Origin of the sequence: Pinirhizobacter sp. (genome assembly GCF_035317885.1) — a bacterium.
Lineage (GTDB): Bacteria > Pseudomonadota > Gammaproteobacteria > Xanthomonadales > Rhodanobacteraceae > Pinirhizobacter.
The window spans coordinates 1-3,288 of record NZ_DATHFX010000519.1 but is presented as its reverse complement, the minus strand read 5'-3'; the positions used below and the strand labels follow the sequence as shown (position 1 = coordinate 3,288).

Sequence of the window (3,288 nt, the reverse complement as noted above, 5' to 3'; positions counted from 1 at the left end):
CCATGCGCGGCTCGAGCGCCACGCCATTCCAGGCATCGAAGTACCGGGTCCCCTCGCGATGTGGCAGCCGGATCTGCTCGCCGTCGACATCGTGCTCGTTACGATTGACCACCGTCCACAGCGTGTAGTTCGCGACGGGGAACCGGCTTGCGAAGACGCCCGCCTGCAGGGTGCGCTCGTACGGTCGCCAGTCCATGCTGGTCATCGCCGCGGCGAACTGGCGTTCGATGGTGGCGATGCGGCGCAGTGTCTCGGCATCACGGGGAGTGAGCTGGTTCCAGATGCCCCAGATGTTTTCCCAGGCGTTGTAGCCGATGCCGTTGAAGAAGATGTACTGGAAGTCGTGATTGCGGTTTCGGCCCCAGCGGTTTTCGTAGTTGATCATGTGGCGAGGCTCGAGCCACTTGAACTTGGCTACCGGCGGCACCGGCTCGTTGGGCGCTTTCTTGCCCCAGCTCTGCACGTTCCAGATCAGCTGCTCCTCGGCGCTGATGGTGGATTCGGGCTGGAGTACCACGGGATGCCCCAGGGCATCGCAGGCGTCGAAGAAGGCCCGGGGCACGCCGTTGTAGGTATCGCCGTTGATGCCATCGGCGCCGGTGGCTGCAACCAGTTCGGCCATGGCCTGCCAGTCGGACACACCCAGCTCGCGCGTGCCGTTGTCCCAGGGCATGGTGGGCAGGAACACGCGCACGCCTCGGCGATGGAAATCATCCACCGCGCTGCGCAGGCCCTCGACGCCCCCGGGCATGTCATGGGCCAGGTCGATCTTGTTGCGATCGTCGATGCCGATGTTCGGGTAGACGAACCAGATCAGTACGCTGTCGATGCCACCGAAGCGCTTCTGCAGGTCGTCGAGGTAGCGATCCACGGTGTATCGCCCCGTGGATGTGTCGAAGAAATAGCGATCCTCGACCATCATCTGCGCGTGGACGAAGTTCCGCTGGGCCCATTGCAATTCGGGCCGCCGGTAATTGGTGTCGTCGTAGCCGATGCGGGTAAGGTGCTCGCGCCGCCAATCGCGCAGTTCGCGTACCCAGTCGTCCACGCTACCGTCGATGTCCGTCTTCCAGTGGCCGATCTCGGCGAACGGCCAGCCTGGCGCCTTGCCTGGCGTGGGCAGGTAGCGGCCGGTGGTGACGTGCGAGAACTTGAACTCGGTGCGGACGGGCGCATCGTCGTCGTTGTCGCCTGGGGGATTGGATGCGGTCATGGGCTGGGTTGCCTGGATGCGATGGCACGATGGCCCGAATCGGTGGACGCTGCCAGCAGCCGCTCGACCTCGTCGAACGACGGCATGCCAGCCTGCGCGCCCATCTTCGTGCAGGCCAGTGCCGATGCGGCGGTGGCGCGACGCAGGGCGGACGCGAAGGCCTCGCCGCGCGACAACGCGGCCACCAGGGTTCCGCAGAATGTATCACCGGCGCCGGTGGTATCCAGCGCGTCGACCACGAACCCCGGTTGCGACAGCGATTCCCCGCCACGCCATGCGCGGCACCCGCGCGACCCCAGGGTCACGACCACGCATTCGACGCCCAGGCCTTGCATCCGCGCATCGATGTCGCCTTCGGGTCCGGCCAGCATGGCCAATTCACCTTCATTGACGATGAGCATGTCGATGCAACGCAACAATTCCGCTGGAAGCGTGGCGGCGGGCGCCGCGTTGAGCACTACCACCACGCCTGCATCGCGCCCGGCCGTCGCCCATGCCTGCACCACTGGCAACGGCGTTTCCAGTTGCAGCAGCAGGTGGCTTACCTGGCCAAGGGGCGGCAGGTGCGCGGCGAGGAGCGTGGCGTTCGCGCCCGGCGCCACGGTAATGGCGTTCTCAGCGGAGTCGGCTACGCAGATGAAGGCCACGCCGGTGGCCTCGGTGGCCGCGCGCACGATGTCGAGCCTTACCCCGGCCTCCCGCAGCGAGGCCTCGATGGGCGCGGCATGCGCATCGTTTCCCAATGCCAGCAGCATGCGCGTGGATGCCCCACCGGCGCGGGCGGCCGCCACCGCCTGGTTGGCGCCCTTGCCACCGGGAAATGTCCTGAAGTCGCGCCCGAGGATGGTTTCCCCTGGTGCCGGCACGCGGGCGGCGGTCACCACGAAATCGAGGTTGGCCGACCCTGCCACCAGCACCGTATGGCACCCTGCGACACTCATGGCATCGCCTGGTAGACCAGGTTGTAGAAGTTGCGACTGATGCGCGGAAGATCGCGCCTGCCGTCGTCGCGGGGGATGTGCTGCAGGAAGAGCATGGCTACCAGGTGTTCCTTCGGATCGATTGCGTAGTACGTGGAAGCGGCGCCCAACCAACCGTATTGGCCGTCCGAGCCCAACTGTCCGCGGCGCGCGGCGTCGATCACCACCGAACCACCGATGCCGAAGCCTTCGGCGGGGCTGAACTGGGTCACCGGCGGATTGAGCATGCCCAGGTGGTTGCGCATCATCATTTGAACGGTCTTGCGACCCAGGAGCACCTTGCCATCGAGGGTGCCGCCGTCGAGCAGCATGCGGGCAAAGCGGGCGTAGTCGCCGACGGTTGAATACAGCCCGCCAGCGCCACTGTCGTAATGGTTCAGGGCATCTCCAGGGTGCCTCGCGCTCGGGCCATCGGCGATGCGCAGGTGGCCGTCGTCGCCCATGGTGGTGATGTCCACGACGCGGTTGCGCTTGTTGGCCGCAACGGAGAACGAAGTGTCGACCATTCCCAATGGCGTGAATATCCGCTTGTCCAGGAACGACGCGAAGGACTGGCCGGAGGCCACTTCCACGACGCGGGCGATCAGCTCCAGCGACGCACCGTCATAGCCGAAGCGGGTGCCGGGATCAGCGGCCAGGTCCACGCGGCTCATGCGCTCGGCGAAGTCGCGAAGGTCGGAGGCACCGTGCGGATCGATGCGCTCCATCGCCTTCACCGCGGCTTCGTCGCCCTTCAGGCCCGCCGGATAGCCGGCCGTATGCGTCAGCAGGTCGTGCAGGGTGACCTCACGCGAGGCCGGCCTGCGCGTGCCATGGTCGAGCACCTGGGGATGGTCGAATCCCGGCAGATACCGCGACACCGGATCGTCCAGGCCCACCTTGCCTTCCTCCACCAGCATCATCAGCGCCACGGAGGTAACCGTCTTGGTCATCGAGTAGATGCGGAAGATCGAATCCGTCGTCATCGGCACGCGCCGGCCGAGGTCGCGGTAGCCATAGGCTTTCACTTCGACAATGGCGTCGTGCTGTATCACCAGCGTGACGCCACCGAGGTAACCGTCGCCATCGGTGGCATTGTCCATGAAGGCGTGTAGT

The 3,288-nt window shown here is 65.8% G+C and carries 2 protein-coding genes and 1 pseudogene; all 3 read right to left on the bottom strand.

Annotated elements, in window-relative coordinates; all coding sequences use genetic code 11:
* Positions 1 to 1,213 (bottom strand): annotated as a pseudogene (locus VK519_RS17045) (formylglycine-generating enzyme family protein); the annotation flags it as partial.
* On the bottom strand, positions 1,210 to 2,154 hold the full coding sequence (locus tag VK519_RS17040) for a ribokinase (protein WP_324351760.1): 945 nt from the start codon (positions 2,152 to 2,154) through the stop codon (positions 1,210 to 1,212). The pseudogene VK519_RS17045 and the gene VK519_RS17040, both read right to left, overlap by 4 nt.
* On the bottom strand, positions 2,151 to 3,288 hold a 1,138-nt coding region (locus tag VK519_RS17035), incomplete at its 5' end, for a serine hydrolase domain-containing protein (RefSeq protein ID WP_324351759.1). The genes VK519_RS17035 and VK519_RS17040, both read right to left, overlap by 4 nt.